The 26,228-nt window shown below is 71.7% G+C and carries 23 protein-coding genes; 6 read left to right on the top strand and 17 right to left on the bottom strand.

The features are described from left to right. The first annotated feature begins 118 nt into the window (after nucleotides 1–118). On the top strand, nucleotides 119–415 hold the full coding sequence (locus ACIBSV_RS02430; protein ID WP_395859032.1) for an Atu4866 domain-containing protein: 297 nt from the start codon (nucleotides 119–121) through the stop codon (nucleotides 413–415). A gap of 12 nt (nucleotides 416–427) precedes the next feature. On the opposite strand, the gene ACIBSV_RS02425 is transcribed toward ACIBSV_RS02430, so the two are convergent. Together ACIBSV_RS02425 and ACIBSV_RS02420 are read right to left on the bottom strand one after the other, a co-directional pair. Then, the gene (locus ACIBSV_RS02425) at nucleotides 428–1,018 is read right to left on the bottom strand and encodes a class IV adenylate cyclase (RefSeq protein ID WP_395859031.1); all 591 of its coding nucleotides are present in this window, start codon (nucleotides 1,016–1,018) and stop codon (nucleotides 428–430) included. 113 nt (nucleotides 1,019–1,131) lie between these two features. Continuing rightward, nucleotides 1,132–1,998, bottom strand: a complete 867-nt coding sequence (locus ACIBSV_RS02420; RefSeq protein WP_395859030.1) for an SDR family oxidoreductase — start codon at nucleotides 1,996–1,998, stop codon at nucleotides 1,132–1,134. Nucleotides 1,999–2,090: 92 nt separating this feature from the next. On the opposite strand from ACIBSV_RS02420, the gene ACIBSV_RS02415 reads away from it, so the two are divergent. Further along, the gene (locus ACIBSV_RS02415) at nucleotides 2,091–2,681 is read left to right on the top strand and encodes a TetR/AcrR family transcriptional regulator (RefSeq protein ID WP_395859029.1); all 591 of its coding nucleotides are present in this window, start codon (nucleotides 2,091–2,093) and stop codon (nucleotides 2,679–2,681) included. 33 nt (nucleotides 2,682–2,714) lie between these two features. On the opposite strand, the gene ACIBSV_RS02410 is transcribed toward ACIBSV_RS02415, so the two are convergent. The 7 genes from ACIBSV_RS02410 to ACIBSV_RS02380 all read right to left on the bottom strand — a co-directional run bounded on the left by ACIBSV_RS02410 (nucleotide 2,715) and on the right by ACIBSV_RS02380 (nucleotide 8,772). Beyond that, on the bottom strand, nucleotides 2,715–4,223 hold the full coding sequence (locus ACIBSV_RS02410; RefSeq protein ID WP_395859028.1) for a class I adenylate-forming enzyme family protein: 1,509 nt from the start codon (nucleotides 4,221–4,223) through the stop codon (nucleotides 2,715–2,717). 46 nt (nucleotides 4,224–4,269) lie between these two features. Next, a complete protein-coding gene (locus ACIBSV_RS02405) occupies nucleotides 4,270–4,626 on the bottom strand; it encodes a hypothetical protein (protein ID WP_395859027.1) in 357 nt (118 codons plus the stop codon). 64 nt (nucleotides 4,627–4,690) lie between these two features. After that, nucleotides 4,691–5,806, bottom strand: coding sequence for a D-2-hydroxyacid dehydrogenase (locus ACIBSV_RS02400; protein WP_395859026.1), 1,116 nt, complete (start codon nucleotides 5,804–5,806; stop codon nucleotides 4,691–4,693). After that, nucleotides 5,803–6,711, bottom strand: a complete 909-nt coding sequence (locus ACIBSV_RS02395; RefSeq protein WP_395859025.1) for a thiamine pyrophosphate-dependent enzyme — start codon at nucleotides 6,709–6,711, stop codon at nucleotides 5,803–5,805. The genes ACIBSV_RS02400 and ACIBSV_RS02395 overlap by 4 nt, the downstream gene beginning before the upstream one ends. After that, nucleotides 6,708–7,919, bottom strand: a complete 1,212-nt coding sequence (locus ACIBSV_RS02390; protein WP_395859024.1) for a hypothetical protein — start codon at nucleotides 7,917–7,919, stop codon at nucleotides 6,708–6,710. The genes ACIBSV_RS02395 and ACIBSV_RS02390 overlap by 4 nt, the downstream gene beginning before the upstream one ends. Continuing rightward, the gene (locus ACIBSV_RS02385; protein WP_395859023.1) at nucleotides 7,916–8,206 is read right to left on the bottom strand and encodes a 4Fe-4S dicluster domain-containing protein; all 291 of its coding nucleotides are present in this window, start codon (nucleotides 8,204–8,206) and stop codon (nucleotides 7,916–7,918) included. The genes ACIBSV_RS02390 and ACIBSV_RS02385 overlap by 4 nt, the downstream gene beginning before the upstream one ends. Beyond that, nucleotides 8,203–8,772: a 2-oxoacid:acceptor oxidoreductase family protein gene (locus tag ACIBSV_RS02380; RefSeq protein ID WP_395859022.1), complete on the bottom strand. Its 570-nt coding sequence runs from the start codon at nucleotides 8,770–8,772 to the stop codon at nucleotides 8,203–8,205. Before ACIBSV_RS02380 ends, ACIBSV_RS02385 begins: the two co-directional genes overlap by 4 nt. A 151-nt stretch (nucleotides 8,773–8,923) precedes the next feature. Here ACIBSV_RS02380 and ACIBSV_RS02375 point away from each other — a divergent pair, with 151 nt between their 5' ends. Next, a complete protein-coding gene (locus ACIBSV_RS02375; RefSeq protein ID WP_395859021.1) occupies nucleotides 8,924–9,607 on the top strand; it encodes a TetR/AcrR family transcriptional regulator in 684 nt (227 codons plus the stop codon). 79 nt (nucleotides 9,608–9,686) lie between these two features. On the opposite strand, the gene ACIBSV_RS02370 is transcribed toward ACIBSV_RS02375, so the two are convergent. From ACIBSV_RS02370 to ACIBSV_RS02335, 8 genes are all read right to left on the bottom strand, one after another. Beyond that, complete coding sequence (locus tag ACIBSV_RS02370; RefSeq protein WP_395859020.1) at nucleotides 9,687–10,490, bottom strand: class I SAM-dependent methyltransferase; 804 nt, start codon at nucleotides 10,488–10,490, stop codon at nucleotides 9,687–9,689. Nucleotides 10,491–10,642: 152 nt separating this feature from the next. Then, nucleotides 10,643–12,289, bottom strand: a complete 1,647-nt coding sequence (locus ACIBSV_RS02365; protein WP_395859019.1) for a glycoside hydrolase family 13 protein — start codon at nucleotides 12,287–12,289, stop codon at nucleotides 10,643–10,645. 71 nt (nucleotides 12,290–12,360) lie between these two features. Beyond that, on the bottom strand, nucleotides 12,361–13,209 hold the full coding sequence (locus tag ACIBSV_RS02360) for a carbohydrate ABC transporter permease (protein ID WP_395859321.1): 849 nt from the start codon (nucleotides 13,207–13,209) through the stop codon (nucleotides 12,361–12,363). A 121-nt stretch (nucleotides 13,210–13,330) separates the two neighbouring features. Next, on the bottom strand, nucleotides 13,331–14,323 hold the full coding sequence (locus tag ACIBSV_RS02355) for a carbohydrate ABC transporter permease (protein ID WP_395859018.1): 993 nt from the start codon (nucleotides 14,321–14,323) through the stop codon (nucleotides 13,331–13,333). 247 nt (nucleotides 14,324–14,570) lie between these two features. Beyond that, entirely contained in the window at nucleotides 14,571–16,007 is a 1,437-nt protein-coding gene (locus ACIBSV_RS02350) for an ABC transporter substrate-binding protein (RefSeq protein WP_395859017.1), read from the bottom strand. A gap of 299 nt (nucleotides 16,008–16,306) precedes the next feature. Further along, a complete protein-coding gene (locus ACIBSV_RS02345) occupies nucleotides 16,307–17,347 on the bottom strand; it encodes a LacI family DNA-binding transcriptional regulator (RefSeq protein WP_395859016.1) in 1,041 nt (346 codons plus the stop codon). 275 nt (nucleotides 17,348–17,622) lie between these two features. Then, a complete protein-coding gene (gene ispG, locus ACIBSV_RS02340; RefSeq protein WP_395859320.1) occupies nucleotides 17,623–18,738 on the bottom strand; it encodes a flavodoxin-dependent (E)-4-hydroxy-3-methylbut-2-enyl-diphosphate synthase in 1,116 nt (371 codons plus the stop codon). Nucleotides 18,739–19,258: 520 nt separating this feature from the next. Next, on the bottom strand, nucleotides 19,259–19,843 hold the full coding sequence (locus ACIBSV_RS02335; protein WP_395859015.1) for a chloramphenicol phosphotransferase CPT family protein: 585 nt from the start codon (nucleotides 19,841–19,843) through the stop codon (nucleotides 19,259–19,261). Nucleotides 19,844–20,256: 413 nt separating this feature from the next. On the opposite strand from ACIBSV_RS02335, the gene ACIBSV_RS02330 reads away from it, so the two are divergent. The 3 genes from ACIBSV_RS02330 (at nucleotide 20,257) to ACIBSV_RS02320 (ending at nucleotide 25,965) form a co-directional block, all read left to right on the top strand. Beyond that, nucleotides 20,257–20,970 carry a ParA family protein gene (locus ACIBSV_RS02330; RefSeq protein WP_395859014.1) on the top strand — a complete coding sequence of 238 codons (714 nt, stop codon included), beginning with the start codon at nucleotides 20,257–20,259 and terminating at the stop codon, nucleotides 20,968–20,970. After that, nucleotides 20,970–21,815: a hypothetical protein gene (locus ACIBSV_RS02325; protein ID WP_395859013.1), complete on the top strand. Its 846-nt coding sequence runs from the start codon at nucleotides 20,970–20,972 to the stop codon at nucleotides 21,813–21,815. The genes ACIBSV_RS02330 and ACIBSV_RS02325 overlap by 1 nt, the downstream gene beginning before the upstream one ends. Nucleotides 21,816–22,605: 790 nt before the next feature. Continuing rightward, nucleotides 22,606–25,965 (top strand): hypothetical protein, encoded by a 3,360-nt coding sequence (locus tag ACIBSV_RS02320; protein WP_395859012.1) that lies wholly within the window; start codon nucleotides 22,606–22,608, stop codon nucleotides 25,963–25,965. Nucleotides 25,966–26,228 lie beyond the last annotated feature (263 nt).

Here is a 26,228-nt window from a genome sequence, read left to right as displayed (position 1 = left end):
GGCCGGCCTCGGGTCGGGGGGGTGTCGCGCACCCGGGAGTTCCGCGCCCTGCCTTCGGCCCGGACCCATGCGCAGACCGGGCGAACCAACCGCAGACCGACGAGCCACGGAGTACGGCATGACCACCGAATCCAACGGGACCGCAGCCGCCGATGCCACTGCCGGCGTCGACGTCATCGGCATGTGGGTGACCGCCGACGGCCACATCCGCCGGGAACTTCGCCCCGACGGCCGCTACGACGAGGCCCGAGGCACCCGACACAGCGCGTACACCGGCAGCTACACCGTCACCGGCGCCCACCTCGACTACGTCGACGACACCGGCTTCACCGCCACCGGCGACATCCGTGACGGCGTGCTCCACCACGAACACCTGTTCCTCTACCGCGAATCGGCGCCCGCCGAGCGCTCGTGACCCACCCGCCCGTCACTCGCCGGTCCGCGAATCGGCCCCGGGCGCGCCGGCCCTCCGCGCCGCCACCGCGTCCGTGTACGACTCGTTCGTGAGCGCCTCGCGCGCGACGCCGAGGTCGGCGAGGACCGCCCGCACCACCGCCAGTGCCGCCGCGACCCGATCGCGGTCCGCCACCAGGGTCTCGACCTCCACGAACGTCTCGCCCGGTTCCGGAACCTCCACCACCGAGGCGAACAGGCGCAGACCCCCGCGCTCGAACGTGTAGTTCCGACACCGCTTCTCGAACCGAATCGTCGGCAGGTACCCGAGCCCGCGCAACACCGCGTCGACACCGGCCGCATCCCCGACCCGCGTCTCGTACTCGGGCTTCGACCCGGACACCACCTCGACCGGCGCGTCCTTGTACGTCAACACGGACATCACCCCCGCCGCGCCCCGCACCGTCCGGACCCGCAACTCCCGTTCCCCACGCGCCAAAGCCTGCCCGGCATCGTCGTAGTAGGTGTCCTCATACACCTCCTCCCGCCCGCCGGCGAGCCCCTCCAACGCACCGAGAAGCCCCTCCCGATCACCCACCCGAGCCTTCAACTCCACCTCGATCACACCCCACCCTCCCCACCCTCCCCACCGACCACCCGAACCGCCGAACCGCCGAACCGCCAGGGCAGTGTCGGACGGGCCGATATTCCGGATCGAACCAGAACCGGCGTCGCTTCTCAGCGGAAGTGGGCTCGATTTGCGGTGAGGAATTCGGCGAAGGTGCGCGGCTTTCGGCCGGTGAGGTGTTCGACGTCGGGTGTGGTGGCGGCCAATGAGCCGGTGCCGACGTCGGCCCAGAGGGCGGCGACGTCGTCGGCGAACCGTTCGGGGACGCCCTGTGACACGAGTTGCCTCGCCATGTCGTCCGGGGTCAGCCCGACGACATGGACCGGTTTGTCGAGTAGCTCGGACAACTGCCCGGCGACCTCGGCCATCGTGAGTGCCTCCGGGCCGGTGAGGACGAACGTCTCTCCCGCGCCCCGGGGTTCGGTGAGCAGTACGGCCGCGCACGCGGCGATGTCGTGGCAGTCGATGTACGAGACGGGAGCGTCGTCCGCCGGAGCGATCAGGCTCCCGTCGGCGCTGAACGTGCCCGCCCCGGTGTGGAAGTTCTGCATGAAGCCGCTGGGTTGCAGAAGGGACCATTCGATGCCGGACGCCTTCAGGTGCTGCTCGATCTCCCAGTGCGCACCCTGAGCGAGCCTGCCGCTCCGCTGCGCGTGCCAGACCGAGACCTTGACGATGCGTGTCACCCCGGCCCGCCCGGCCGCGTCGATGAAGGCCCGTTGTTGGGCCACCATCGGCTGCGCCGCCCCGTCGACGGTCGGTACCGCGCCCGCGCCGTTGAGTAGGACCCGGTCCACCCCGACCAGCGCCGCGGCGATCGAGTCGGGATCGTCGAAGTCCGCCACGACGTACGGGCAGCCCAACGTCCGACCCTTGTCGGCGTCCCGGACCAGTGCGGTGAACGGCGCCTGTAGGTCCCGGAGTCGGCGGACCAGATGTCCGCCGATGGATCCGGTGGCCCCGGTAACCAAGATCATGTGCAGCTCCTTCGACTGAGGACCCTCGGCTAAACTGAGGGCTCCTCGGAATAATAAGTCGAGGTACCCTCGAATAAGCAAGGGGCAGGTGGATGAGCGGCACCCGAACACGCCGACCGCGCGCCGACGCGCAACGCAACTACGAGCGCATCCTCGCGGCGGCCGACACGGCGTTCCGCGAACAGGGCACGGGCGCGTCCCTGGAGGGCATCGCCCGCCGGGCGGGAGTCGCCATCGGAACCCTGTACGGGCACTTCCCCAACCGGCGGGCCCTGGCCGCCGCCCTGCTGCGCGAACGGCACGCGACCCTCTTCGAGTCCGCCGAAGAACTGCCGGAGCAGGTGCCGCCGTTGGCCGCCATCGCCGGCTGGATGGGTGCGGTCGCGGTACACGCGGCGGCCTACCGGGGCCTTGCCGCGCTGCTGATGGAGGGCTTCGACGACGAGGCCTCGGAACTGCACGAGGCGTGCGAACGCATGGCCGCGATCACCGAGAGCCTGCTGAGCACCGCCCGCGACGCGGGTGCGGTCCGCGCCGAGGTCACCGCCGCGGACATCCACGCCCTGATGAACGCGGCCGCCTGGCTGCGCGAACAGGTGTCACCGACCCAGGCCGAACACCTCCTGCGCCTGATGGTGGCCGGCCTACGCCCGGGCGGCGAGGACCCGACGCAAGAAGACTGACCGGAACCGACGGTGGATCCAGGGACCAGGGAGCTATTCCCGGGTCGTCGTGATCTGTTCGACCAGGTGACGGCGCAGGATCTGGCCGGTTGCGGGGGTGCGGGGGAGTTCGGGTACGTAGACCACTCGGCGCGGGTGTTTGTGGGTGGCGAGTCGGCCCGCGCAGGCGGCGCGCAGTGTGGTGAGGTCGGGTGGGCTCGTGGCGTCGGCCGGCACCACGACCGCGCAGATCAGTTCGCCCCAGGTCGGGTCCGGCAGGCCCACCACGGCCGCCTCGCGGACCCCCTCGACCCGGAGCAGCACCGCCTCGACCTCGCCCGGCGCGACCGCTTCGCCGCCGGTGCGGATCAGCTCGCCCACCCGGCCGACGATGCTCAGGTAGCCGTCGGCGTCCACCGTCGCGAGGTCGCCCGTGTGGAAGCGGCCGTCCCGCAATACCGCGCGGGTGGCCGCCTCGTCGTCGAAGTAGCCGTCGAACAGCAGCGGCCCGCGCACGCACACCTCGCCGTCGGCGCCGAGTTCGACCTCCTGGTAGGGACTCGGCACTCCGCAACTGCCCGGCTTGCGCGGCACGTCGACGCCGTCGAGCGCGGCCACGTTGCCCGCCTCGGTCGAGCCGTAGAAGACGCGGAGCACGGCGTTCGGGGCGGCCTCGGCGATCGCCGCGAGCAACTCCGGCGGGGTGCGGGACGTACCGGTGTCGGCGAAGCGCAACGTCGCCAGCGTGCCGCCGTCGGGTCCCTCCTCCGCCGCGAGCGTGTCCAACACCCGTTGCCAGACCGCCGGTACGCAGTTCAGTCGGGTCGCGCGGTGCCGGCGCACCGCGGACACGATCTCCGGGCCGTCCGCCCGGGTGACCAGGACCACCGTGTCGCGCGCCTGCCACTGTTGCAGCGCGATCGTCCAGGCACCCATGTGGAACAGCGGGTACGGGCACACCATCGCGCCGCGTGGTTCGAGTTGCGCACCGGGATGGGTGCGCAGCACGTTCGTGCGGTGGGAGAGGATCACGCCCTTGGGCCGACCGGTGCTGCCGGACGTGAAGAACAGCACGTGCGGGTCGGCCTCACGCGGACCGTCGCAGGTCTCGCCGCTCCCGCCGTCTCCGCCGCTCGGCGCGGTGTGCGCCGGATCCGCCGAGCCCGCCACCTCCGCCAGACCGAGCACCGGTACGCCGAGCGCGGCCCCCACCGCCGCGCCCGGCACACTCTCGTCCGCGATCATCAGCGCCGGCCGGGCCACCCGTACCGTCGCGGTCGCCTCGGCCGCGGACAGTCCCGGGCTCAACGGGACGTACACCGCGCCGATCCGGGCCAGCGCCACGAACACCGGCAGTACGTCGAGCGTGGTCCGGTTCCAGCACGCGACCCGGTCGCCGCGCCCGACGCCGGCCGCACGCAGCGCGTGTACGGTGCCGGACGCCGCCGCGTGCAAGGCGCCGAAGGTGAGCGCGTCCTCGCCCAGAACCGCCGCCGGCCGGTCCGGGACGGCTCGGGCCGCGCCCGTGAACACGGCGTCGATCACCAGACCCTCGTGCGCCATTGCCACACCCTTTCGTCGGTGCTCCGCGCCGGAGTGACCACCCGGGTCAGCGGTCCTTCAGTTCGACGATGATCTCGTGATACCGCTGCTCGCCGACGTTGACCGCGGTCTCCACGCCGCCGCGTCGCATCGGGACGACCACGCCGGGAACCACGTCGGCGGCGAAGTACTCGCGGTACTCGCCCTCGGTGTCCGGTTCGGGTTCGACCGCGATCCGGTCGCCCGCGATCTGGATCAGGTAGTAGTCCAGTTCGTGCCGGTGCGCGTCGCTGCGCGCGCCCGGGGCGAGTTCGAGTTCCCAGATCCGGACCTTGTCGTCCTCGAACAACACCCGGGTACCGATCCCGCCGAGGGTGCGTTCGGCGGCCGGCTCGCCCGTCGCGGACACGGTTTCGTCGCTCATCTGCTGATCCGTCCTTGGGTCGCTGGGGTGATATGGGCGGTGGTGGTGATGGGCAGCCGGGGATTCAGCAGCCCGCGTCCGGGTCGATCCGGTTGCGGAGTTCCTCGCCCGCCAGGTACCGGGCCAGGTTGTCGCGGAAGAGCCGGAAGACCTCGGTGAAGTGTTCGAGGGCCGCGCTGGAGCAGTGCGCGGACAGGTACAGGTTCGGCGCGTCCCACAGCGGGTCGTCGGCGGGCAGCGGCTCGGCCGCGACCACGTCCAGGGCGGCGCCGCCGAGCCGGCCGCCGCGCAGCGCCGCGATCAGGTCCGCCTCGACCACGAACGACCCCCGGCCGACGTTGCAGTAGAACGCGCCCTCGCGCATCGCGGCGAACGCGGCGGCGTTCATCGTGCCGACCGTGTCCGCCGTCTCCGGAGCCGCGGACACCACCGCGTCGCAGCCCGCCAACATCTCGTGCAGGTCGTCCGGGTGGAAGAGCCGGTCCACGTGCTCGGCGGGCACCTCCACCCGCCGCCGCGTCGCGTGCACCGTCATCCCGAACGCCTTGGCCCGGCGCGCCAGTTGCGACCCGATCCCGCCGACGCCGATCAGGCCCAGGGTCCGGCCCTGGATCAGCCCGCCGAACGCCGGCTTCCAGCGCCGCGCGTCCTGGAGCGCGTCCAGCTCGCGATGCCGCTTGAAGAACGCGAGCATCCGGGCGAAGACGAACTCCGCGATCGGCGTACCGTTCACCCCTGCCGCCGTGGTCAGCCGGATCCGCTCGGTGGGCAGGCCCGCCGAGAGCAGTTGCCCGTTGCCCGCCGCGCAGCTTTGCACCCAGCGCAGCTTCGGTGCCAGGTCCGCCACCTCGAACGGCAGGTCCGCCACCAGCGCGATCTCGGCCCGGGCCAGCAGGTCGCGCTGGTCGGCGGTCAACGCGGGGGCGAGCTGCCGCAGTTCCGGGCGGGCCGCGGCGCCGGGTCGGCCGCGCTCGGTGCGCAGGTGCTCGGGCTCGACGTAGCGGCAGTCCACGATCTCCAGCCGGGGATCGAGCGCGCGCACCGCGTCGAAGTCGGCCGCGAGCACGTGCGCGGGCCGGATGTCCCAGGCCGAGGGGTACATGACGGCGACCACGATGGACGGCCGATCGGGTTCGGGCGCGGGCTGGTGCGTCCGCTCGGGTTCGGGCGCGTCACTCACGCGGATGTCCTCCGGTCCTTCAGTACGCCGAGGGTGTGCGTCGCGGCGTGCGTGTTCGCCAGGTAGTCGGGCGCGGCGGTGGTGTCCACGAACCAGCCGGTCGGGCACATGGTCAGGATCTCCACGAACGAGAAGCCGTCGCCGCGCAGTTGGGTCCGGAACGCGTTCTTGATCATGCGGGCGGTGCGGGTGATGTTGACGATGTCGTTGACCGCGCCGCGCGCGACGTACGCGGCGCCGTCGAGTTCGGCGATCAGTTCGGCGAGTCGGATCGGGTAGCCGTGTACGGCCGCGTCGCGCCCGTCCAGTGTGTTCTTGGTGCGCTGGCCGAGCACGGTCGCGGCGGTCATGTGCCCGCCGGTCTCGCCGAATACGCCGTTGTTGAGCATGAAGCACGTGACGTTCTCGCCGCGTGCCGCCGTGTGCAGCACCTCCTGGAGGCCCTCGTTGACCATGTCGCCGTCGCCCTGCACGGTGAACACCAGGGTGTCCGGCCGGCAGCGCTTGACGCCGGTGGCCAGGGACGGGGCCCGGCCGTGCAGGGCTTGCAGCACCTCGATGTCGAGGTTGTTGGAGTAGGCCGTGTAGCAGCCGATCCCGAACACCGCGATCGCCTTGGTGACCTGGTCCAGTTCCTGTACCTGCTCGACCATCGAGCGCATCGCGATCGGCTCGCCGCAGCCGGGACACAGGTGGTGCGCGCCGACGTCGATCAGGTCGGGGGTGAAGTCGTGCACGAGTCGGGCTCCGCACGTGGGCGCGGTGGCGGTGGTGGTCAGCACGGGCAACTCACGGCGTCCGGCGGGCTGCGGGCCGGGCCGGGGACCGGACCGGGCATCGGACGCGGGGCCCGGCGGAGTGGCCGCGCCGGTCGAGGAGCCGCTCGTCGGCGTTCCGGCGCTCATCGGTGGTCCGCCGCGGGTCGGGCGTCGGCGGCCGAGTCCCGGTCGGCGGCCGGATCCGGATCGGCTGCCGGGGCCCGTGCCGATCCGTCCCCGGCCGACTCGAACACCGCCTCGATCCGCCGCCGCATCGCACCGACATCGAGGTCGGGCGCGATGCCGAAGCCGGACGAGTCCAGGCTGAGCCGGCCGATGAACCGCACCGGCGCCGCGCCGAGCACGGCCAGGCGTACGTCGTCCACCATCTGTCCTCCGCTGTTCTCGTACACCGCCACCACTCGCGCGCCCGCCACCGCGGCGCGCACGATCTCGCTCGGGAACGGCACCAGCGTGATCGGGCGCACGTAGCCGACCCGCAGGCCCAGCGCGCGCAGGTCGCGAACGGCCTGGCGGACGTACAGCGCGGGCGTTCCGTACGCGACCACCACGACCTCGGCGTCGGCCAGGAACCCGGTCTCCGCGCGGGGTTCGGTCTCGGCGACCATGCGTTCCATCGCGCCGCCGTGCCGGGTGTAGAACTCGGCCAGATCGTAGCCGGCGTCGGTGCGATCGCCGGCGTGCCGCTGCTTGCGGTCGGACAGCGGCGAGACGAGTCTGGCCGCGCCGGTTCCGCCGGACGAGCCGTCCAGTGCCCAGTCGCGGGCGGGCAGCGGCCCGAAGTCGCGCGGCCGGACGTCGACCGACACGTGCGTGTGGGCCAGGTAGTAGTCGCCCATCACCAGCACCGGGCTGCGCCAGAACTCGGCCAGGTGGAACGCGTACTGGGTCAACTCGACCGCCTCGCGCACATCGCACGGCGCGAGCACCAGGTGCCGGTAGTCGCCGTGTCCACCGCCGCGGGTGGCCTGGAAGTAGTCGCCCTGCGCGCGCGCCATGTTCAACACCACCAGTGGCAGCCGCGCGTACACGATCTCGGCCAGCGACTCCTGCATCAGCGACAGGCCCTGCCCGGTCGATCCGGTCGCGGCCGGCGTACCGGTGGCGGCGGCGCCCCACGCCATCCCGACCGCCTCCAACTCGCTCTCCGCGTTGACGCAGACGCCGTCGACCTCGGGCAGCCGGGCCGCCATGTGTTCGAGCACCTCGGTGAACGGTGTCATCGGATAGCCGGCGAAGAACCGGCAGCCGGCCGCGATCATCGCCTCGCCGATCGCGGCCGAGCCGGGCAGTACGGGCGGGCGGGTGTCGGTCGTGGTCCCTGGCCTGCTCATCGGCGGTCGCCTCCGGTCTCGTCGCGGGGTTCGTCGTACCGGTAGACCTGGAAGACGAAGTCCGGGCAGACCGCCGAACACGCCTTGCAGGCGATGCAGCCGGGCAAGAGTTGCGGATAGCGGTAGCCCCGGTCGTTGACCTCGTCGACGGTCATCCGCAACACGTCCACCGGGCACGCGTCGACGCACAGGTCGCAGCCCTTGCAGGCGTCGACATCGATCACCAGGGTGCCCTTGCTGAGCACCGGTTCGCCGGGCTGCGTGGCCGCCGGGCCTCGGCCGCTCACGCGTACACCGGCCAGGCTCGCAGCGCCGGTCCGGCATGCGCGTGTCCCATCCGGAGCGCGCTGCGGATGCCCTCCGCGTGTTGCCTTCGGTACGGCGGCAACACGTCGGCGGCGGTATCCAGGAGGGTGTCGAGGCCCACGACGGCGGTCGCGGCGGCGTACGCGCCGAGCGCGATCATGGTCACCGCCGAGGGGTTGCCGGTGCTCGCGGCCAACTCCGAGGCGGGGATGGGCACGAGCCGGCCGACGACGGGCGTCGCGCCGGGGTCGCACAGGCTCGTGTTGAGCACGAGCAGGCCGTCGTCGTGCAGTCGGGAGTAGACGCCGCCGGCGTGTGCGGGGTGCAGGACCAGGCCGGACCAGGCCGAGGCGACGGTCGGCGGACTCTCGACCGGCGCGTCGCCGAGGACGAGCGTGGTGTCCGAGTTGCCGCCGCGCATCATGCCGCCGTACGACCCGAAGTACATCGCGTGCCGGCCCTCGGCCACCGCGGCCGCGGCGAGCAGTGCGGTGGCGAGCTGGATGCCCTGACCGCCGATCCCGGTCAGTAGAACCTCGCGCTGCATGGAGACCCCTTCCTCGCCGCTTCTCTGCCCGGGAGAACCGTGCGGGGTGTATCCGGAACACAGTGAGTATGTCTGAGAACGTTGTTCCGGATAGTATGATGCAGCGTTCCGACAAACAAGAGCGTCGGAGAATCGAAGGTGGGGACCGCCGATGGACGAGATCGACGGGATCGACGGGGTCGACAAGCTCCAAGGGACCGAAGCGGCGGCGAACTCCGAGGGTCTGGTGGGCAACGCGGTCCGCCGGCCGCTGGAGGCGCGCTGGGCGGTCTACGAACAGGAGGTCCGGCGGCTGATCGACGCGACGTACCGGGTGGTCGAGCGCACCGGCAGCCTCGATCCCACGATGCGCGACATCATGCGCGAGTCCGGACTGTCGAACCAGGCGTTCTACCGGCACTTCCGGTCCAAGGACGAACTGCTCGTGGCGATGCTCGACGACGGTCGGCGGCGGATGGCCGCGTACCTGGACCACCGGATGTCGAGCGCGCCCGACGTCGCGGGGAAGGTCGCCGCCTGGATCGACGGCGTCCTCGCCCAGGCCGGCGACCCGATCGCGGCCGCCCGCACGCGCCCGTTCGTCGCCCACCAGGACCGCCTGGCCGACCTCTTCCCGACCGAACAACGCGACTCGATCGAGGCCATGCTCCGCCCCTTGCGCGAGGCGTTGGCCGGCGCGCCGACCCCGAACCCCTCGGCCGACGCCCTCGCGATCTACCGCCTGACCCTGGCCACCCTCCACGACCACCTGCGCACGGGCACGGCGGTCGCCCCCGAGGACCGGGCCCACACGGTGCGCTTCGCGTTGGCGGGCGCGGGTGTGAGCGTGAACTGACGCACCGGCTCGGAGCGCGACGGACGCCCCTGCCGGGGCGTACGTGTCACGCCTCTGGCCGTTGCGGCGGCGGTAGGGCTTACGGGCCCGCCGATCGTCGGATGCGGACGATGTCGTGGTCGTGGCCGATGGAGAAGCCGGAGTCGTTCGGCTCGGCGAAGTTGGTCAGGACGTAGTGTTCGAGGGCCTTGCGGCTCGGCAGGTGGTCGCGGGAGGCCAGGTCCGGCACGTTCACCATGAATTCGGCGACCGCGAGGGTGTCGGCCAGGTTGTCGGCACGAAAGCGCACGGGCAGGGTCTCGATGGTCCAGTCCTCGACGAGGCCGTCGTCGGCCGCGACCAGCGCGCTCGCCGTCGCCGTCAGGTCGAAGCGCACGTCGAAGAAGTGCCGCACGAGGCGCATGCACTCGTTGTCCGGATTCTGGAGCGCGAGGACGAGTTCACCGCCCGGTCGGACCCACCCCAGCATGCGCCGCACCGTGGGCAGCCAACGCGGCTCCGGCAGGTAGTAGAGCATGTGCGAACACAGCGCGAAGTCGGCGACGGCGGGCAACTCCACCGCTTCGACGGGCTCGCCCAGCACCTCCGCGTCCGGGCAGGCGAGGCGCAGCGCGGTACGCATGTACTCGCCGGGTTCGATGGCGATCGTGCGCTCGAAGTAGCGGCCCAGGTACCGGGTGGTGGCACCGGAACCGGCTCCGATGTCGACGAAGACCGAACGACGGGGCAACTGTTCGACCAGCGCGCTCAGATGGGCGTGGGTCACGGCCTTCTCGTCCGATCCGGCGAGGAAGAGTTCGAAGGACTGGCGGTATTCGTCCCCGGCGACGTCCAGGATCCGAATCGGGTCGGAAGGGGATGCCTCGGCAGGTGGCAACGCCATGCGGTTCGCCCTCCCGCGAGGAGGATCCCCCGCAGTTCGCTGTGGTCGTGGGACACCACGCTACGCGGTCACGGGGGTCCGATCCCGGATTGTCGGGGGTGAGCGAATCGCGGTCCCGCGAACGGCCGAAGCACCGACGCCCGGGCCCTCCGTCACCATCGCAACCAAGCCGCGGTGTCCGATCCGAGCCGGCCGTCGTCGGTCAATGGCCCACTCGTCAGCAGCGGTTCGGCGTGTTCGGGAAGCTCCACCGGATCCCGGCCCAGGTTGACCACACACGCGAACCGGTCGCCCCGGGTGAACGCGATCACCTGCGCCGGCGCCCCCGGCAACCAGGTCAGTTCGCCGTCGCCGAGCGCCGATTCCGCACGGCGCAGCCGGATCGCGGTCCGGTACAGGGTCAGCATCGAGTCCGGGTCGCCGCTCTGTGCCTCGGCGGTCCGGTCGGCCCAGTCGGCCGGCTGCGGCAGCCACGGCGGCCCCGACGCGCGTGCCGGGCTGAAGCCGTACGGCGGTGCGTCCCCCGACCAGGGCAGTGGTACCCGGCAGCCGTCCCGGCCCGGCGAGGTGCCGCCCGAGCGCAGGGCCATCGGGTCCTGCAACGCCGCCACCGGGATGTCCTCCACCTCGGGCAGCCCCAACTCCTCGCCCTGGTAGATGTAGACCGCGCCGGGCAGCGCGAGGGTGAGCAGCGCCGCCGCCCGGGCCCGGCGGGTGCCCAGTGCCGGGTCGGTCGGTACGCCGCGCGCCTTGGTCGCGAAGTGGAACGAGGTGTCCGCGCGGCCGTACCGGGTTACCGTCCGGGTCACGTCGTGGTTGGCCAGTACCCAGGTCGCGGGCGCGGACACCGGGGCGTGCGCGGCCAGGGTGTCCTCGATCGAGGCGCGCAGTCGGCCGGGTTCCCACGGGCAGGACAGGAAGTCGAAGTTGAACGCGGTGTGCAACTCGTCCGGTCGCAGGTAGCGCGCGAAGCGCTCGGTGTCCGGCAGCCAGATCTCGCCGATCAGCGCGCGCGGATCCGGGTACGAGTCGGCGATCGCGCGCCACGAACGGTAGATGGCGTGCAGCCCGTCCAGGTCGACGTAGGGGTGCGGGCCGGTCGAGTCCGGGTCCAGGTCGGGCAGCGCCGGATCCTTCTCCAGGAGCGCCGCCGAGTCGATCCGCACCCCGGAGGCGCCCCGGTCGAACCAGAAGCGCAGTACCTCCTCGTGTTCCGCGCGAACGCGCGGGTGGGCCCAGTTGAGGTCGGGCTGGCGCGAGTCGAACAGGTTGAGGTACCAGTCGCCGGGCGTGCCGTCCGGGTCGCCGGACCGGGTCCAGGCCGAACCGTGGAACTCGGACACCCAGTTGTTCGGCGGCAGTTCGCCGTGCTCGCCGCGTCCGGGCCGAAACCAGAACAGCTCGCGTTCGGGTGCCGTCGGGTCGGCGATCGCCGCCCGAAACCACGGATGCTCGCTGGAGACGTGGTTGGGCACGATGTCCACGATGGTGCGGATGCCCAACTCCAGCGCGTCGGTGATCAGCTTCTCCGCCCCGGCCAGGGTGCCGAACTCCGCTGCCACGCCCCGATAGTCGGCCACGTCGTATCCGCCGTCGGCCATCGGCGAGGGATACCAGGGGCTGAACCACAGCGCGTCCACGCCCAATTCGGCCAGGTACGGCAGCCGCTCGCGCACACCGGCCAGGTCCCCGGTTCCGTCGCCGTCGCCGTCGGCGAAGCTGCGCGGGTACACCTGGTAGATCACCGCGCCGCGCCACCACGGTGCCGCCTGTGCTCCCTGTCGGCCGTGCTCTGCCACGTCGGCGTTCCTTTCGGTGGGAGGGGAAGGGAAGAGGAGGAGAGGAGGTACGGGCGAGGGGGAGAGGAGGTCTACTCCTTGACGCCGCCCGCGCTGATCCCGGCGATGATGTGCCGCTGGAAGACCAGGAAGACGGCCACCATCGGGATGCTCGCGATCACCATCGCGCCGATCAGGTAGGTCAGCGGCAGACTCGCGGACAGTTGCACCAGCGCGACGCTGATCGGCTGCTTGTCGGTGTCCGGGAAGACCAGCAGCGGCCACAGGAAGTCCTGCCAGACCGCGACCACCGCGAAGATCGACACCACCCCGAGCACCGGCCGCGACATCGGCAGCACGATGTACCACAGGGTCCGCAGCGGTCCGGCGCCGTCGATCGACGCGGCCTCCAACACGTCGTCGGGCAACTGGTCGAAGAAGCGCTTGAGCAGGTACAGGTTGAACGCGTTGGCCACCGACGGCAGCCAGATCGCCCACGGGGTGTTGAGCAGGTTGGTGCCGACGAATGGCACGTCGATCGCGGTCAGGTACTTGGGTACGAGCAGCGCGGACGCGGGCACCATCAGCGTGGCCAGGATCGCGCCGAGCACGATCTGCCCGAACACCGGCTTGAGTTTGGACAGCGCGTACGCCGCCGTCGTGCACAGCACGATCTGGAAGAACCACGCGCCTCCCGCCTGGAGCGCGGTGTTCTCGAGGTAGCGGGCCAGGTCCATCCGGCGCCACGCCTCGGCGTAGTTGTCCGCGTGCCATTCCTTCGGCACGTAGGTCGGCGGGCTCTGCAACATCTCGTCGGGGGACTTGAACGCTCCGGTGACCATCCAATAGATGGGGAACAGGAACGCGGCGGTGAAGCCCGCCAGGGTGAGCGCGAAGACCACCCAGTAGGTGATCCTGCCTCGCTTGCTGCGCATCCGCATCGGCGAGACGAGGGTGCGTACCTGGGCGCCGGCCCGGCGTCGGGAGCGTTCCGCCGCGCGCTCCGCCCATGCGCCGGCGCGCCCGCCGTCGGATCCGATCGTGGTCGTCATCGCCGGCCCCCTAGTCCTTCGTCCGGGTCAACCGCAGGTACAGCGCGGAGAACGCCGCGAGCAGGATCAGCAGCAGCACGCTGAGCGCGCACGCGCTTCCGTAGTCGCTGTAGACGAACGCGTATTTGTAGATCAGGTACAGCACGGTGATGGTGGAGTCGCCGGGTCCGCCGCCGGTGATCACGAACGGTTCGACGAACACCTGCATCGTGGCGATGATCTGCAGGAGCATCAGCATCAGGATGATGAACCGGGTCTGCGGGACGGTCACGTGCCGGATGCGCTGCCACAGGTTCGCGCCGTCCAGTTCGGCCGCCTCGTACAACTCGCCGGGGATGCCCTGGAGCGCGGCGAGGTAGATCAGCACCGTGCCGCCCATGTTGGCCCAGGTGGCGACCAGGACCAGCGAGATCATCGCGGTGTCCTCGCCGTTGGTCCAGGTCGAGGTGGGCAGGTGCGCGGCGCGGAGCACCTCGTTGAACAGGCCCGGTCCCGGGTCGAAGAACCATTTCCACATCAGCGCGGTGACCACCGGCGGGATCATCACCGGCAGGTAGACCGCGAGTCGGAAGAACGCCCGGGCGTGCCGCATCTCGTTGATCAGCAGGGCCAGTACGAACGGCACCACGAAGCCGATCACCAGGGCCAGCCCGGTGAAGTAGAAGGTGTTGCGCCAGGCGGCGGCGAACTCGGGGTCGTGGAGGACGGTGGTGAAGTTGTCGAACCCCACCCACTCGGTGCCCGCGTCGGCCCGGCCGCCGGTGCGTTGGAAGGACAGTTGGATGGCCCGGATCGCCGGATACCAGGAGAACAGCGCGAAGCAGAGCAGGCCGCCGGCGAGGAATCCGTAGGCGGTGAGGTTGGCGGTGATCGTGCGGCGTAGACGGGTTCGGCCCTGGGAGTGGGAGGCGGGGCCGCCTCGGGGGCCGGTTCGGGAGCCGCCCGGTCGCCATCGGGTCCGGCCCGGGGGGTCCGGCTTGGAGACCGCGACCGTGGTTGTCATGGCGTGCGCTCCCTCGCTGCTGTCGCTTGTCGCCGCTGCCGCTGCCGCTGCCGCTGCTTGTGCCGGTGCCGCTGGTGGGCTGGTGGGCAGGTGGGCAGGTGGGCAGGTGGGCCGGGGTGGCCGGGTGTCGGGGGTGTGCGGGCAGCGGGCCGAGCGCCGGGGGCGGGCCGGGGCTGGGGTGGTGTCCCGGCCGGCCCGTCGGGCGCGCGGACAGGGCCCGGTGGTGACCGCTGCTCGCGGGCCGGGGCTACTTGGCCAGTTGCTGGGTGATCTTGCTGTTCGCGTCGCCGAGCAGCTTGTCCAGGTCGGCGTCCTTCTTGGTCAGCACGCTGGAGACCACGCCGTCCAGGATCGAGTAGATCTGCTGGCCGTTCGGGGGTTCGGCGATCGCGGGGACGGTGGCGCCGGCGAAGCTCGCGTAGTTCTCCACCGGCAGGTTCGCGTTGGCCGCCTTGAGGTCGACGTTGGACTTCGCGGCGCCGCCGGTCCAGATGGCCGGCTCGGGCAGTCCGACCGGCTCCTTGTCGGTCTTGCCCCGGGCCCAGTCGTTCAGGCCCTTGCCCGGGGTGAGCGCGAGGAAGTCGAGCCACTTCAGGCCCGCCTCGATCTGCTCGGGGGTGCACTTCTTGTTGAACATGTAGCCGTCTCCGCCGGCCAGGGTGCCCTTGCCCTCCGGCATCGGCGCGATGCCCAGGTCGGCGAGCTTGCCGCCGAACTCGTTGACGATGGTGGGGATGTTGTCGGGCGCGGCCAGGAACATGCCCAGCCGACCGCTGCCCATCATCTGCTGGACGTCCGCGATGGTCAGCAACTGCTTGCTGCCCATGCTGTTGTCCGTCCAGCGCATGTCGTGCAGCGTCTGTAGGACGGCCTTGCCCTCGGGCGTGTTCACGGTGCCGGACTTGCCGTCGGCGGACACCGCCGTGCCGCCGCGCGAGTACAACTCGGCGACGAAGTGCCAGCCGCCCTGGTTGCTCGCGCTGTAGTCGGCGTAGCCGACCGCGCCGCCGCCGCTGTCGGCGATCTTCTTGGCCGCGGCACGGACCTCGTCCCACGTGGCCGGCGGTTTGTTCGGGTCCAGGCCGGCCTTGGTGAACAGCGCGCGGTTGTAGACCAGGCCCATCGAGTAGTTCGTGCGCGGTACGCCGAAGGTCTTGCCGCCGGCGTCCTGGAAGTACTTCACCAGGTCGGGGCGAAGTTCCTTGCCCGCGACGAGCTTGTCCATGTGGGCGCTGATGTCGGCCGCGCCGCCGCGGGCCAGCACGGTCTGCACGTTGGTGTAGTTGACGTAGAACAGGTCTTCCATCCGACCCCCGGACAGCTTGGCCTCGAACGTGGTCGGGTCCGAGCAGGGAAACGCGTCCTTGGACTCGATCTTGATGTTCGGGTTGGCCTTCTCGAAGGTGGCCACGTCCTGTTCCCACTGCTTGCGGTCGACCTCGGCGGTGCGCGGCGGCTTGCAGTTGACCGTGATCGAGACCTTCTTGCCGCCGCCGGTCGCGGTGGTGTTCGCGGCGCCAGAGGGGTCGGCCTTGGCGTTGTCCGCCTTGTCGCCGGAGTCGTCCGAGCAGGCGACCCCGGCGAACAGGAGACCGGCGGCGACGAGGACGGCGGAGGATCTGCGGTACCTGGGCGTGGTGTCGCGCAGCCGACGTGCGCGACGGGTTTCACGTATCTGGCGCATCTGAAGAGCCCTCCTGACCGTGGGGACCCGTCGGCCGGCAGGTCGTCGGCTGCCCGCGGGGGGTTTGCGGGCAGCACGAGATGGCCCGGAGGCGGCCGTGCGGATCTCGGTCGGTACTCGATGGAACCCGACGATGGAACGAACAGGCGCAGACGTCCGGGAAGGTGCGATCCGGACCCTGCGTGGCGCTGCACACTCAACCACGGGGAACCATGGCGCTACAAGATGTCGACGAGATTTCGCAAATTAGCGACAGGGATCGGTGGTTCGTTCGATGGCACCTTGCAGAATGCTGCCTTTCAGTTGGTGGTGGGCCCGGTGGAGCGGTCGTCGGGGGTGTTTCGGCCCGCCGCCGGAACCGGTCCCGACGACTTGCGCAGCACCAACTCCGGCTCGAACAACAGCTCGTCGTGGGTGACCCGGGTACCGGCGATCTCGGCCATCAGCAACTCGACCGCGGCCCGGCCCATCAGCTCGATCGGCTGGCGTACGGTGCTCAGCGGCGGGTCGGTGGCCGACATCAGCGCGGAGTCGTCGTAGCCGACGATCGACACATCGCCCGGAACGTGAAGTCCCAGGCGGCGCACGGCCCTCACCGCGCCGAGCGCGAGCGGGTCGCTGGCGCACACGAGCGCGGTGATGCCGCGATTGATCAGCCGGGTGGCGGCGGCCTGGCCGCCCTCGGGGGAGAACAGGGCGTGTTCGATCCGGTCCTCGGGGAGGTGTACGGCGAGCCGGGCCGCGGCCAGTTTGCGGTTGGAGGGCACGTGGTCCGGCGGGCCGAGGATCATCCCGATCCGGTCGTGGCCCAGCGCCGTCAGATGTGCGATCGCCTGCTCGGCGGCGGCCGCGTCGTCGCAGCTCACGCGCGGGAAGTCGAGGTTGTCCACGGCCGCGTTCATCAACACGGTGGGCAGGTTGCGCTCGGCCAGGCGGGCGTAGTGGCCGTGCGGCGAATCGGCCTGCGCGTACATGCCACCGAAGAAGATCACCCCGGAAACGGCCTGGTCGAGCAGCATCTCGACATAGTCGGCCTCGGTCACCCCGCCGGCCGTCTGGGTGCACAGCACGGGCGTGAACCCGCGTTGCGCGAGTGCGCCGACCACGATCTCGGCCAGCGCCGGGAAGATCGGATTCTGCAACTCCGGCAACACCAATCCGACCAACCGCGCTCGCTCGCCGCGCAGTTGGGTGGGTCGCTCGTACCCCATCACGTCCAACGCGGTCAGCACCGCGGCCCGGGTCCCCTCCGACACCCCCGGCTTTCCATTGAGCACGCGACTGACCGTCGCCTCGCTCACTCCAACCTTCTTCGCAACCTCAGCAAGTCGACGCACCATGCGCGCAAGACTAGTACGACCAACGTCATCATTTTGCATAATCACGCAAGCCCTGTGCATGCGGGGGTGGGAGCGCGGGGTGCGGGGGCGTCACGGGCCACCGACGCCCACCGTCGCGCTCCCGCCCCGGCGCGCCCGGGTGGTGCGGACACCGGGCCGGCGCGAGGACCCCCCGCGCGCCGTTCGACGTGCCCACCCCACCCACACCGCGCACCGAGACGCTACCGGGCAGGCGCGACCCCGGCACGCGAACGGGGCGACCGAAGGGTGCGGGGTTATGGGGGTGGGAGCGTGAGCGATTGGGCGGCTTCGAGGAGGGCTTCGACGATCCGGGATTCGGGGACGGTTTTCACGATTTGGCCTCGGACGAAGATTTGACCCTTGCCGTTGCCGGAGGACACGCCGATGTCCGCTTCGCGGGATTCGCCGGGGCCGTTCACGACACAGCCCATGACCGCGACGCGCAGCGGGATCGGGAAGCCGTCGAAGGCCGCCTCGACCCGGCGGGCCAGGCGGTGGATGTCCACCTGGAGTCGGCCGCAGCCCGGGCAGGAGACGATTTCGAGTCGGCGCGGACGCAGCCCGAGGGATTGCAGGATGTGGCAGCCGGCCTTGACCTGTTCGGTGGGCGAGTCGGACAGCGACACCCGGATCGTGTCGCCGATGCCCTCCGCCAGCAGGATGCCGAACGCCACGGCGGACTTGATCGAGCCCTGGAGGCTGGGCCCGGCCTCGGTCACGCCCAGGTGCAGCGGATAGTCGCAGCGCGCGGCGAGCAACCGGTACGCGGCGATCACCGTGCGCGGATCGTGGTGCTTGACCGCGATCTTCAGGTCACCGAAGCCGTGCTCCTCGAACAACGAGCATTCCCACAGCGCCGATTCGACCAGCGCCTCGGGGTCGGCCCGACCGCCGTGCCGGGCCAGCACCCGCGGGTCGAGCGAGCCGGCGTTGACCCCGATCCGGATCGGTACGCCCGCCGCGCCCGCCGCCGTCGCGATCTCCCGGACCTTGTCGTCGAACCGGCGGATGTTGCCCGGGTTCACCCGTACCGCCGCGCAACCCGCGTCGATCGCCTGGAAGACGTAGCGCGGCTGGAAGTGGATGTCCGCGACCACCGGAATCGGCGATCGCGCCGTGATCGCGGGCAGCGCGTCGGCGTCGTCCTGGGAGGGCACCGCGACCCGGACGATGTCGCAGCCGGCGGCGGTGACCTCCGCGATCTGCTGCAGCGTGGCGTCGACGTCGGCGGTCGAGGTGGTGGTCATGGTCTGCACGCTGATCGGCGCCCCGTCACCCACCGGTACGGCGCCGACGTCGATCCGCCGCGACCGGCGCCGGATCGGAACCTGCGTGGGCACCTCGGGCAGGCCGAGGTCGGTGGCGGTTATGCGGGTGCCTCCTGTGCGGATGGGCGCGTGCTCGCGGTTGCGCGACATGGCTGTGCCGGGGCGTCTGCGATCGGCGCATGCCGTACCGGCGACGGGAGTTCGGCACCGGCGGAGGACGTACGGGGCGGCCTCGCTCGAGTACCGGTCCGCCGGCGTAGTCGCGGATCGGTCGCGCGTGGTCGACCGAGTCTCGAGCACCCGTCGTACATGTTCCTCCCGGGTCGCGGCAGTGTGCGCACGCGGCCGCAGGGGCGGGCCGAGGCCCGGTCGGCGCGACGTGCATATGGCAGTTTTCCCGACGATCGGACGATCGAGAAGGCGTGAAGCGTGGCCCGGTGGCGCACCGATGATCACGACGGCACGCGGGGGGTACGGACGTACGGGAGGGCGCGATCGGATGCGCCGGGCGGGCGCTTCGAGCGCCGTCGGATGCCGGTTCGCGTGCCGGTCGGGGGCCGGGTCGGAGGCAGGTTCGGGGCCGGTTCCGGTGCGGGGTCGGGTCCGTGGGCGGCCTCACGGCTCACTCGTCGAGCAACATCCGGCGTAGCCGCTCGAAGGCGGTCGGACTCGGGCGGTTCGGCAGGAAATCGCGGATCTGCCGGGCGCATTCGGCGGAGCTGTAGGTGTGTGTGTCGCATTCGAGGTCGTACACGCCGTGCGCGTGCACCCGGTCGAACTGGAGGGCCACCAGGCCGGAGGGCCGGTCCCCGCGTGCCTGTTCGCGGCGCAGCAACTCGGCGCGTGGGCAGCGCAACCCGACCAGCACCACGTCCCGGGCGGGCAGCACGTCCAGGCAGTCGAGCAGGCGCCAACGTTTGCTGAGGAGGTGGTCCATCACCACGTGGTTCCCGGCGGCGGCCATGCCGGCGACCGCGCGATGGAAGCCCCTGACCGTGCGGTCGATTTCGGCCTGGACGAGGTCCGGCGCGATGTGCCGCTTCGAACGCATGGCGTGGAAGGAGTCCACCGGGAGGTGGTAGTGCGAGGGTTCGAGGATGCGCAGCAGTTCCGTCGCGATGCTGGACTTGCCGGAACTGGAGGTGCCGTTCAGGAAGATGACGCGCCCCGTCGCGGGTCGCGTCGGTGACTCTTGCGGCGACGTCATCTCCGCAGTGTAGCGGCCTGGATCCTATTACGGATCTTCTATATCCGTTATATCGATGCCGTTGCGCCGGTCGTTCCGTCGGGGAGTGGGCTCCGCTCGGTGGTGCTCCACGGGTGAGGCGGGCGGGTGTCGTCCGGCGGTGCGGCGGGCGTTGGCCACGATGAATTCGGTCGCCTGATTCGGTCGCCTGATTCGGTCGCGTGATCGGGCCGTCGGATCGGGTGGGAACGCCCGGTATCGGACCGAAATCACCGATGTGCTCGACCTCGCGGAGTGTCGCACCTCCCGAAGGGGGGTTGCCCGTCGGGGCTCTGGCATGCTGGGCGGCGTCCGAGTACCCGTGATGGGGAAGCCAACGGAGGTCCCAGATGAGCCTTGCCCGCAGAGCGACTTCGCCACCCAAAGCGAAGGTCGTGGTCGTCATCAACCGTAAGGGTGGTGTCGGCAAGAGCACGATCGCGGTGAACCTGGCCGCCGTCGAGGGCCAGAACTTCACTCCCACCGGGCCGTTCGACCCCGATGCCGACGCGCCCGTGGTCGCCTGCGGCATCGACCCGCAGGGGTCGATGGAGGACTGGGCGGACCGGGTCCCCGAGGAACACCTGCCGTTCGACTACATGTCCACCAAGGGCAAGCCCGGCATGCTCGCCGAGTTGAAGGCCGATCCCGCGGTCGCGCGGATCATCGTGGACAGCCCGGGATTCATGGACACCGACCCCGAGGCCGAACTCACCACCGACCCGCTCGGGCACGGCGCGGCGGCGGACGCCCTGCGGGACATGCTCGAGGTCGCGGACCTGGCGGTGGTACCGATCACGCCGGAGTTCATGAGCTGGTCGCCCAGCGAGTACACGATCGAGCGGGTGCTCAAGCCGCGTGGGATCCCGTACATCGCGGTGGTCAACCTGTGGGACCCGCGCGACGGCGAGACCGACCGGGCCCGGGTCGAGGCGTGGATAGACGAACGCGGCTACCCGAGGGCCCGGGAGCCGATTCGCAAATACAAGATCCACGCCCATGCGGCGGAGGGCGGACTCGTGGTCACCCAATACAAGGAGAGCGGCACCGCGTTGCGTGCCCGCGAGGACTTCTACAAGCTCGCCCTCGCGATCGAGCAGGCGATCTGATGGGCCGTCAACGTACTCCCAGGACGGCCGCCGAGCCGCGTCGACTGCGGACCGCCGCCGACATGGCCAAGGAACTGCCGGCGCCGTTTCGGCCGCTGTCCGACAGTCCGGTCCTGATCGACGACGAACAGCGACAACTGGCCGCGTGCGAGGCCGCGATCGAGACCTTGCGGGTGGCGTTCTGGGCAGCGGGCAAGGCATTGCAGATCGTCCGCGACGCGCGGCTGTACCGCACCCGCTACGAGACCTTCGAGGACTACTGCCTCGACCGCTGGGACATGCAACGCCGGTACGCGGACCGGCTTATCCAGGCCTGGCCGATCGCGGAGGCATTGAGTCCAATTGGCCTCAAGGCGGTGAACGAGGCGCAGGTCCGTGAACTCGTGCCGCTCGCGGGCCGATACGGGAACGAGGCTGCCGTGACGGTGTACCGCACGGTCGCCGAGGCGGAAGCCGTACCGCTGACGGCGGCGGTGTTGCGCGGCGCGGTGGCGGCGGTCGGCGAGGCGTTCTCCCCGGCTGCCGCGGTCGAGCAGGTCCGCGGCTACCTCGCCTCGCTCGGCATCGAGCCGGAGCCCGACGGCGACCGGGTGGTCGACTACACGGCCAAGGCCGCGGACACCATTCCGCGTCGCTGGCTGAGCACGCTGGCCAGGCAGGATCGGGCGGCGGCGGTGGCCTACCTCGACGAGCTGGAGCGTCAGGTGGCACGGGCACGGCTGGAGCTTGCCGAGGGCGACGCCGAAGGCCGTGCCGGTGGTCCGGGCGCAGCCGAAGTCGCGGGTCGTCCGGACGGCGACGCGGGGTCGGGATCGAGCGCGGACCGGAGCGCGGTGTCCGCGTAGACGCTGCGCGCCGCCGGAGCATGGGCGTCGGGTGAGTCCAATTGGACTCACTTGGTGAGTCGTTGCGGCCGGGCGGTCGCTCGTACGTGCGTTGCGATGCGCCGGGGTGTGTCTGTGCTCCTTCGGGACTCGGCGGCCCTGCCTTCGTCGCACGTGGGCGGGTGCCTTCCGCGTACGGCCGCCGGCCGCCGACCGCCGACCGCCGGCTGTCCGCCTTCCGCCTCTCGTGTTCCGCGTTTGCCGCGAGTACGAGGCAAGCGCGTGGGGCGGGCCGGGCGTGCTCGGCGGTGGAGGGCCGCCGGTGCGTGCGTCCCGCCGACGCGACGGGCGCGCGGCCGGGCCGGCGTACGCGCGGATGCCGGCCCGGGGTCGGCGGAGCGGATGTCTGCGGCACCTGATCGGATCGTTCCCGGTGGTGGATCACCTGTCACCGACCGCTTCGGCAGGTCACTTCCCGGAAGGTGACATCTCGAAGGGTGACTTGTCGAAGGGTGGCTCCGGAAGGTGACCGCGGATCACCGACCGGACGTCGGAGCGGCCGCCGAAGGCCGAGCCGCGTACCGCGAAGCCGGGTTCCTCCACCGCGCAGGTAGCCTCCTCCACCGAAGGACGGTCCCTCACCCGCAATCCAGTCTCCGGCCGAAGGACGCCGCCGCCGAGGGAAGCCCCCACCGACCGTCGGATCGCCCACCCGGCGTTCGCTTCTCCGCGGCCCGAACCACCCACCGAAACGAGCACTTCCCGACTCGGACCCGTGCCTCGCGCGCGGGACGAAGGAGTTGTCGCAGACATGCTGGACCTCGCGCGCTGGGACTGGTCCCGGCACTGGCCCTACCTGGCCGGAGCCCTCGTCGTGCTGGCCTCGATCGTCCTCATCGAACGCGCCCGCCGCCGCGCGATCGCCGAACGCGCCCGCGTCGCGGCCCTGCCGGAGGAGGCCCGCAAGGCGTTGGAGAGCGACCGCTCCGCGACCCGGGACCGGCGCGGGAGGCGAGTCGAGGACCTGCTGACGGCGGCGGTCGCGGCAGCCGCGGCGGGCCTGTCGGCGGCCCAACTCGGCAAGTTCGGCCGGGACGTCATGGGACTGCACGGCCCGTGGGCGTATCTGCCGTTCGTCGCGCTGGACTTCGCAGCCGTGGTGTGTGCGCTTCGAGCGCGCCGGCGGGCGTCGCGGGGCGCCGCGGCGGGTCTGTCGGGGGCCCTGGTGTGGGTCCTGGCGTTGTTGTCCGCGTCGATGTCGGCCAGCGAGGGCGACAACCTCGGCGAGGCGTTCGCGCTCGGCATCTGGGCGCCGATCGCGGCGGTGTTGTGGGAGCTGGGCCTGGCCGAGGAGCGGCACGCACGGACCGAACGCGCCGATCGCCGGATCGGGTTGATCCGCTGGCTGCACCCGATCGAACGTGTCCTGGTCCTGGCCGAGCTGGCGGGTGACGAACACCTCGGCGCGGCCGACGCGACCGAACGTGTCCGTGAGCGCCGCGCGGCACGCGCGTTGTACCGCCTGCGCCAGGCCACCGAGGCCCGTGCGGCACTGGTGGACGGGGGCGTCTCCCGCCCCAAGCGCGGGACCGAGCGCAGGTACCGTCGGGCCGAGGCGTTCGCGCAGCGTACGGCGGCGCGCGTCCGGTTGGCCGATGCCGAGGTGGAGGCCGCCGTCCTGCCGCAACTGCGCATCCTGGTCGACGTAGGTCGGCTCGCGAACATGACCTGGCCCGCACCGGACGCCACCGCCATCCCCCGGCAGCGCGGCGGCCGGCCGCACCTCGGCACGGGTCCCACGCACCCGCAGGCCGGCGAAGCGCACCCGTATCCGACCGCCACGCGCCGGGTTGCCGGCGTCGCGGTCTCCGCCGGCGCGGGCGCTCAGCCGGAGGCCGGGTTTTCGTCCATGGACGGCGGATCGTCGGGGGACGAGCCTTTGCAGCGCGCCACGACTGCCGCGTCGCCGGGGGCGAACGGCTCGGGCCGTGGCGCGGCTGCGGCTTCGTCCTCGTCCGCGGTCGGGGGAGACGCGGAGATGGAGCAGCAGGGGACGAGGATCGGGTGGTCGGGGACCGGCGACCTGCTCGTCGGCGGGACGGTCGGGTCGGCCCATGCCGGGGACCCGCGTGACGGTGTGGTGGCCACCTGGCCGGGCGGCGGCGAGTCGGGCCGAGGGGCAGGGGCCCGGTTGCCGAGGGCCTCGGGTCCGGCGACTCTCGGTGCCGGCGGTGCGGCGACCCGAGGCACGCCGAACGGGCCGCGCGGCCCGGAAGGCCGCTCCCGGGAAGCGGCGATGGCTTCGGCGGGCGCCGGGGGCTCGACCCGGTCGCCGGGCACCGGGGGCGGGGCGCCGCGAGCCGCCGAGCCGCGTCGGGCGGAGGCGGGCGACGGGGATTCGGATGACCGAGATCGGACCCGAGGCGTGAGCGGAGACTCGCCGAGCGGGCACGGACCTCGGTACGAGCGTCCCCCGGGTCCGGCGGCCGCACAGCCCGACTTCGGCGCAGGTCGCGAAGGTGCGGCGGAGTCCGCACCGGCCGCCGTGAGCTGGGCCCCCGAGATGGCGACGCCGCCGGACGGCGAGGGCTTGCCTCCCGGTGCGCGGATCGGGCCGCCCGCGCCCGGCGCGGGCCACCGCGAGTCGGGCGCCATGGCCGGGCCGCGCGGAGGTGAGCCGCACCTGTCGGCCGTTGTCGGTGCGTACGAGCCGGGGAGCGGGCCGGAACCTGCGGATGACGGTCGGCACTTGGCGGGGACGAATGCGTACGGCGACGCGTACGCGCCCCACGAGGCACAGGTCGGGTCGTCCGGTGGCGAAGGCGTGTACGGCGACGAACTCGGGACGTGGCCGGAGTCCGCGAGTACGCGCCGCCACGTCGCGGAAGCCGAGGTGTCCGGCGACACGGCCGCACCTCGGGGCACGGTGGCGGGTGCGCGTCGGCATGTTGCGGATGCGGACGCGGACGTGTCGGGTGCCGTGGTGGGGGCCGACACGATGGCGGGGCCCGAGTCGTTCGGTGGCGGAGGTAGGCGTCACCACATGGCGGGCGCTTGGTCCGAGGACCTGGAGCCGGACCGCGTGTCGGGTGTCGCCGGCACGCGTCCTGTCGCCTCGAGGCGGGATGCCGGTGGCGAGTCGTCGGGTTCGGGGGCGAGTTCGGGGTCGGGTTCGGTGTTGGGCCCGGGTCCGGGTGTCGGGGGAGGGCGTGGGTTCGACGCGGTGGCCTCCGAGGGGCGACTGCCCGATGCCGGCGTGCGTGCGGAGGTGGATGGCCGGTCGTGGGAGGTCGGTGACCTGCACCATCGCGCGACGGCCGAGGTGCGCTGGGAGGGGACTCCGCAACCTGCCCCGTCGGGCATGTCGCCGGCCGCTCCGAACAGGTACGAGGTCGGCGCCGCCGGGTCGCCCGCAATGGCGGGTTCGTCCCCGGACGCGGGTGCCGGTTCGCCCGACGTCCCTGGCCGCCGGCCGCGCGATGCCGCCGGCGCCGTGAGCGCGTCGGGAGCGGTGCGACCCGACATGGCGGCGAGCGGGTCCGGTACGGGGGCGACACCCGTGCCGGCTCGTGCCACCCGCCACGGGCGGGCCACCCGACACGACAGCGACCCCGACACGGCGGCGCCCGGCGACCCGACATCCGCCGTGGCGGCGCCACGCGGCCGGACAGGCGACATGGCGCCCATCGCCGATTCCGGCAGCGGCGCACACCGGCCGCCATCGGAACCGACACTGCCGGACATGCCCGCCACGCCCGCCGACCGCCGCGCGGAACCCGACGTCACACCGTCACGCCGGTCGTCTCCGGCCGAGTCGGCGGCCGGTGACGCCAATTCCGCGCCGGCACCGGCGACACCCGACACGCCGTCGGAGCCGCCCGCCCGCGACCCGATCGAATCGTCTTCCGCCGCCTCCATCGACTACGACATCGCACTCCAGGGTCGCGTCGCCGACGGCGCGGCACTCACCACCGCCGCCCGCCGCGACCCCCGAGTCCTCAGCCTCGCCGCCCTCCTCGCCGCCGAAGCCGACCTGACCGGCGCCGCCGTGGGCCGCAGCCTCGGCGTCAGCGAACGCACCGGCCAGCGCCTCCTCCGCCTGGCCCAGGACGAACTCGACGCCCGCCGCAACCACGCCGACAACCCCGACCTGGCCGACGCGGGCCTGTGACCCGAGGTCGGCACTACCAAGCCCGCCACCGAGCCGGCCACCACCGAGGTGACTCGCATCCGAGAAGTGACTTCGTACAACCGAAATCCCGCGCGAGTCGCCGGCGGTCGTGACGTCGAGGGTTCGCCCGAACTCTTTCGCCGGTGATCGGTGACCGATGATCCGTGCCCCCATCACCCAGCGCACCGTCTCGCGTTCCGCGGCCCGCCGCACGGCACGTTGCGCACGGGGATTCCGCAACCGCGCGCACCTGGACCGGTTGC

It is taken from the genome of Embleya sp. NPDC050154 (assembly GCF_044460165.1).
In the GTDB taxonomy this organism is placed as follows: domain Bacteria; phylum Actinomycetota; class Actinomycetes; order Streptomycetales; family Streptomycetaceae; genus Embleya.
Note: the sequence above shows the minus strand (reverse complement) of the source record. Positions and strands in the feature narration are given on the sequence as shown.

What these genes read in the sequence shown, in the direction of transcription:
- ACIBSV_RS02390 (WP_395859024.1), bottom strand. Translation starts at nt 7,919, where the DNA reads ATGAGCAGGCCAGGGACCACGACCGACACCCGCCCGCCCGTACTGCCC.
- ACIBSV_RS02370 (WP_395859020.1), bottom strand. Translation starts at nt 10,490, where the DNA reads ATGGCGTTGCCACCTGCCGAGGCATCCCCTTCCGACCCGATTCGGATC.
- ACIBSV_RS02325 (WP_395859013.1), top strand. Translation starts at nt 20,970, where the DNA reads ATGGGCCGTCAACGTACTCCCAGGACGGCCGCCGAGCCGCGTCGACTG.
- ACIBSV_RS02320 (WP_395859012.1), top strand. Translation starts at nt 22,606, where the DNA reads ATGCTGGACCTCGCGCGCTGGGACTGGTCCCGGCACTGGCCCTACCTG.
- ACIBSV_RS02415 (WP_395859029.1), top strand. Translation starts at nt 2,091, where the DNA reads ATGAGCGGCACCCGAACACGCCGACCGCGCGCCGACGCGCAACGCAAC.
- ACIBSV_RS02380 (WP_395859022.1), bottom strand. Translation starts at nt 8,772, where the DNA reads ATGCAGCGCGAGGTTCTACTGACCGGGATCGGCGGTCAGGGCATCCAG.
- ACIBSV_RS02375 (WP_395859021.1), top strand. Translation starts at nt 8,924, where the DNA reads ATGGACGAGATCGACGGGATCGACGGGGTCGACAAGCTCCAAGGGACC.
- ACIBSV_RS02395 (WP_395859025.1), bottom strand. Translation starts at nt 6,711, where the DNA reads ATGAGCGCCGGAACGCCGACGAGCGGCTCCTCGACCGGCGCGGCCACT.
- ACIBSV_RS02410 (WP_395859028.1), bottom strand. Translation starts at nt 4,223, where the DNA reads ATGGCGCACGAGGGTCTGGTGATCGACGCCGTGTTCACGGGCGCGGCC.
- ACIBSV_RS02355 (WP_395859018.1), bottom strand. Translation starts at nt 14,323, where the DNA reads ATGACAACCACGGTCGCGGTCTCCAAGCCGGACCCCCCGGGCCGGACC.
- ACIBSV_RS02345 (WP_395859016.1), bottom strand. Translation starts at nt 17,347, where the DNA reads ATGGTGCGTCGACTTGCTGAGGTTGCGAAGAAGGTTGGAGTGAGCGAG.
- ACIBSV_RS02335 (WP_395859015.1), bottom strand. Translation starts at nt 19,843, where the DNA reads ATGACGTCGCCGCAAGAGTCACCGACGCGACCCGCGACGGGGCGCGTC.
- ACIBSV_RS02420 (WP_395859030.1), bottom strand. Translation starts at nt 1,998, where the DNA reads ATGATCTTGGTTACCGGGGCCACCGGATCCATCGGCGGACATCTGGTC.
- ACIBSV_RS02350 (WP_395859017.1), bottom strand. Translation starts at nt 16,007, where the DNA reads ATGCGCCAGATACGTGAAACCCGTCGCGCACGTCGGCTGCGCGACACC.
- ACIBSV_RS02430 (WP_395859032.1), top strand. Translation starts at nt 119, where the DNA reads ATGACCACCGAATCCAACGGGACCGCAGCCGCCGATGCCACTGCCGGC.
- ACIBSV_RS02360 (WP_395859321.1), bottom strand. Translation starts at nt 13,209, where the DNA reads ATGCGGATGCGCAGCAAGCGAGGCAGGATCACCTACTGGGTGGTCTTC.
- ACIBSV_RS02405 (WP_395859027.1), bottom strand. Translation starts at nt 4,626, where the DNA reads ATGAGCGACGAAACCGTGTCCGCGACGGGCGAGCCGGCCGCCGAACGC.